The organism is Nocardia sp. 852002-20019_SCH5090214, assembly GCF_001665865.1.
In the GTDB taxonomy this organism is placed as follows: domain Bacteria; phylum Actinomycetota; class Actinomycetes; order Mycobacteriales; family Mycobacteriaceae; genus Nocardia; species Nocardia nova.
In genome coordinates this window covers 1-4,320 of sequence record NZ_LZMK01000311.1, presented here as the reverse complement: position 1 = coordinate 4,320, position 4,320 = coordinate 1, and the positions used below count along the sequence as shown (strand labels likewise).

The window sequence follows — 4,320 nt, the reverse complement described above, 5'->3', positions numbered from 1 at the left end:
CGCGCGCGCGGTGATCGATCGCGGGCTGTCACGCCAGCCGATCGAGATGCTCGCGCGCATCTACGAGGCCCGCTCGCACGGCGACACGGCCAACCACATCGGCAAGCTGGTCACGCTTCCGCACTCGACAGTCGGGCGCGCGATCGCGGCGGCCGCGAAGGTGGCCGGCCCCCGCCCGGTCGACTGACACCCCGGTCGCGTAGACGCGACGAGAGCCCCGGCGAACCCAAGTCGCCGGGGCTCTCGTCTGTCCAGACCCTACCGACCGCGCCCACCGCCACCGAGTCAGGCGCTCCGAAGCCACACGCTCCCGGGCAGTCCGGCTCCGCTGTCGCGCTCGCCGGGCGCCCCCAGGATTCCGGACACGAAACACCTCCGGTGAAGTCGCGGCCGCAGGCCGCTCCTCATTGCGGCCTCCGGCCGCAGCCGCCCACCCCCGGCACCCTCCCTCCAGGCGGAGCAAGTTAACAAATACCCGGGGTATTTGTGTGTATCCTCGGGGGAGGATCCCACCCGTGGACGGGTGGTCGCTGCGCTGGGCATGGGGTTTCGGCCCGGTGGGCGGGCCGGAGACGGAGCAGGGAGAGGGTGGTGGCGGTGGTGTCGAAGGAGGGTGGTGCGGCCGGTTCTCGGCGCGCACAGCAGATCCGTAGGGCTGCGAAGCGGCGGCGCCGGCCGAACGTCATCGGGCCGAAGCGGACGGTCGAGGTGGTGCTGTCTGAGGCCGAGTACGCGGCCGTAAAGGAGGCTGCCGACGAGATTCCGGCGACGGTGCCGTGGTACCTGGTCGAGTCGGTGCTGCCGTCGGCGGGCACGGACGAGAAGCCGGTGGCCGTGCCGCGTAAGTCCGAGGGTGCGCAGGGGCCGTGGCTGCCGTGGGCGAAGCGGAAAGCGGTCGCGTCGACGTTGATGTCGGCGGCGCGGGCGATGCACGAGGTGCGGCTGTCAGCACTGGCCCACATCGGCGCGAACATCAACCAGCTCGCGCGGGTGGCGAACACCCACGGTGTCGTCGAGGTCGACGAGCTGGAGGAGGCGCTGGCGGATCTGCGGGAGTTGATGGCGGATCTGTCCGAGCGCGCCGAGGCGATGGAGCAGCTGGCCCGGCAGGCCGTGCGGCGATGATCCCGAAGATCTTCCGGGGCCAGAAGCTCTCGGGCCTGATGGTGTATCTGCTGGGAGAGGGCGAGCACAACGAGCACCGGCACCGTCATGTGGTGGCGGGGTCGCCGTCGGTGATGCAGGCGGAGTGGCTGCGCGATTTCGACGGCCCGCAGGACAAGCGGGCGTCGCGGGATGCGGCGATCGCGATCGCGCACGAGATGGATTTGCCGCGCCAGCTGCACGGCACGCAAGCGCGGATGCGCGCGAAGGTCGGGTCCGGTGTCGGCGGGCGGGGCCCTGGCACGGACGTGGTCGTGCCCGCGGCGAAGGGGGAGAAGGGGGTGATGCGCAATGCGCCGGTGTGGCATTGCGTGATCGCGTTGAACCCGGGCGAGGAGTTGAGCGACGAGAAGTGGGGGGAACTCGCGAACGAGTTCATGACCCGCATGGGGTTCAACGGATCCGCGGACGGGTCGGTCGAGCCTGCGCGGTGGGCGGCGGTGCGGCACGGACGCAGCGGCGAGGACGGCGAGGGCCAGGACCACATCCACATCGCAGCGAGCTTGATCCGCGAGGACGGATCGAAGGTCAGCACGTATGACTACGGGCCGGGTAAGCGGAAGGGAGATCGCCTCCGCGCGCAGGATGTCGCCGGCGAGCTGGAGCGCGAGTTCGGGTTGAAGGTGCTCCCGTCGCGGGGGGAGGGCGGTGGCCACAGCGGCAACTCCCGCGCCGAGATCGAGCGCGCCGCGCGGATCGGCGCACCGGAGACCGAGCGGGAACGGTTGCGGCGGGTGGTGCGTGCCGCGGCGACTGCGACGGACACCGAAGCCGATTTCGTCCGGGCCCTGCGTGAAGCGGGGGTCTCTGTCGCGCCGCGGTGGGCGGCGGGCGGCCAGACCGAGGCGGCCGGCTACAAGGTGCGCTGGCGGCGAGACGGGGGCGAGGTCGGGCCGTGGGTCGGCGGTGGGAAGCTCGACCACGATCTGACGCTGACCGCGCTGCGTGAGCAGCAATGGGCCGATTCGCCTGAGGCCCGCGCGGAGGCGGCTACCGCGTGGCGGGGCGGCCAGTCCCAGCGGTCCGACGCGCGGCGGTCGGGCCCGGATCTCGAGGATCCGCAGGTATGGCGGGCGGCGGCGGCCGAGATCGGTGAGTGGCGGCGCACGCTGGAGGCTGTCCCGGCGGGGGATCGGGCGCAGTGGGCGTGGGCGGCCGGGCAGGCGTCCGGGGTGTTCGCGGCGTTCAGCGAGGCTCTCGAAGGCGACCGGCCCGGGGTTTTCGCGGCCGCGGCGAAGGAACTCGCACGCAGTGCGCAGGTCCAGTACGCGAGTCAGCGGTACCAGCCGCGCGCGTCCGGCCGGGCCACGTTCGGCGGCGGTACCCGCACCGGGCTGGGCGCGGCCGCGGCGATTCTGTTCGATGAGGCGATCCGGCCGGGTGGGGCGCGGATGCGGCGGGCCGGTAGCGGTGAGGCCACGGAGCTGGCCGCGCTCGCTCTCGCCCTGCTGCTGGCGCTGCTGGTGCTCGCAATCGCGATCGCGGCCCAGATCGCCACTGCTCACCGCGCCCGGGGGCAGGTCTTGCGCGCGGTCGTTGTCGATCAGTCGCTGCGGGGGCTCGACCCGGTGCGCCGGGCCTGGGATGCCGATCTGCAGAATCGTGGGTTCCGATGGGACCGCGACACCGCTGACGTGTTCACCGCGGCCGCGGGGCGGCGCGTGAGCAAGGTCCTCGGCGAGAGCACCGACACCACCACGGCGGCGGCCACGGTGTCGCAGGCCGAGCAGCTGCTCGGCGCCGACCGGGTCCGCGAGATCACCGAGGCCGCCGACGCGCTCGTGGCGCGGGTGAGCGAGGCACCCGCGTGGCCGGCGCTGCTGGCACGGCTGGCCGAGCTGGAATCCGAGGGCCGCGACGCGATCGAGGACCTCACCACCGTGGTGGCCGCCCGCGAGCTGAGCACCGCCGACGACATGGCCGCTGTGCTGTCCTGGCGGATCGAAAACATGCTCGACACCACCGCGCCGACACCGGAACACGAGCCGGAACCTGCTGCACCCGCACCCGAACCGGAGCGCCGGCCGCGCCCGGATATGTCGAGGGCGAAGGCCAGCGCCCAGGGGCCGCTCACTCCGCCCGAGGCACGGCAGCGGCCACGGCGACTCAACAGGCCGTTCTTTTCCGAGTTGTCGGAGCAGGATCGGGCCTTGGTCCGCACGAGGGCCGTCGCGGCGGCCGGGTCCGCCGATTCGGATATCGCCCCGCGCACGTGGGACGACGACCGGCTGGGCGGGGAATTGCTGCACCGCCGGGCCGAGGTCACAGCGTTGCGGGAGGAGCTGGAAGCACGGCGGGTCGGCGGGCCGCAGGTCGCTCAGGTCCGCGCGGACAACGAGGCGCTGGCGGTGCAGGCCCGCATGATCGCCGCAGCGAAGAAGGCGGCCGCGTACGCGGAGCAGCTGGAGGCCGAGCAGTCGGCGCGGGAACAGGAACAGGACCGGATCGAGCGGGAACGTGCCGCCACCGCGGCATGGAATGTGCGTGCCCGCGGACGGCTCGACAGTCGCTTTGCCGAGCTGGACGCCGAAATCGACGAGCACGCCGACGCCGTCGAGCAGGCCCGCTACGCGGCCGATGTGGCCGCCGACGCGACCGGCGTGGCACCGGAGGAATGGGCCGAGATGCTGCACAACGCGGCTCCGGCGCAATGCCAGCGCCGCATGCGGGAGGCCGAGCAGCTCGACGAGGCCGCGCTACGTGAGGACGCCACGATGCTGCGCAGCCTCGAACGCGACTTGAAGAAGATCGAGGCCGAGCAAACCCGCCGCGGCCGCATGACCGCCGCGCAGCGCGCGCAGTCGGTCCGCGACGCCCGCACCCAGCAGGGCCCGGCCCGCACGCAGAGCGACTTCGACATCGCTGAGTTCATGGGTCTGCAACGCCCCCAGCCCGGGACGGGGATGTCGCCGGAGGAGTCCGCAAACCGCTACGGCGACACTGTGGCGCCCGAGCCGGATAAGCCGACACCGCCCCGAAATCCGGAGCGCAGCGGCGGGTTCGAGCAGCACCACGCACCCCCACCACCGCACCACGACCCCGGACGCGACCAGGGCCAGGGACGCGGGCGCTGATCGCGTCTCGAACGCCCCAGCCCGTTCACGTGCGGGCCGAGTTTGGTGCTGCCGCACCCTCCCTCGCGGGAGGGCTTGCCAC

The 4,320-nt window shown here is 72.7% G+C and carries 2 protein-coding genes and 1 pseudogene; all 3 read left to right on the top strand.

Features of this window, described 5'->3' with window-relative positions; all coding sequences use genetic code 11:
• A pseudogene (locus tag A5780_RS41295) lies at positions 1-187 on the top strand (hypothetical protein); the annotation flags it as partial.
• 404 nt (positions 188-591) lie between these two features.
• Positions 592-1,125 (top strand): MobC family plasmid mobilization relaxosome protein, encoded by a 534-nt coding sequence (locus A5780_RS25010; protein ID WP_156769655.1) that lies wholly within the window; start codon positions 592-594, stop codon positions 1,123-1,125.
• A complete protein-coding gene (locus tag A5780_RS25005) occupies positions 1,122-4,238 on the top strand; it encodes a hypothetical protein (RefSeq protein WP_064909746.1) in 3,117 nt (1,038 codons plus the stop codon). The genes A5780_RS25010 and A5780_RS25005 overlap by 4 nt, the downstream gene beginning before the upstream one ends.
• Positions 4,239-4,320 lie beyond the last annotated feature (82 nt).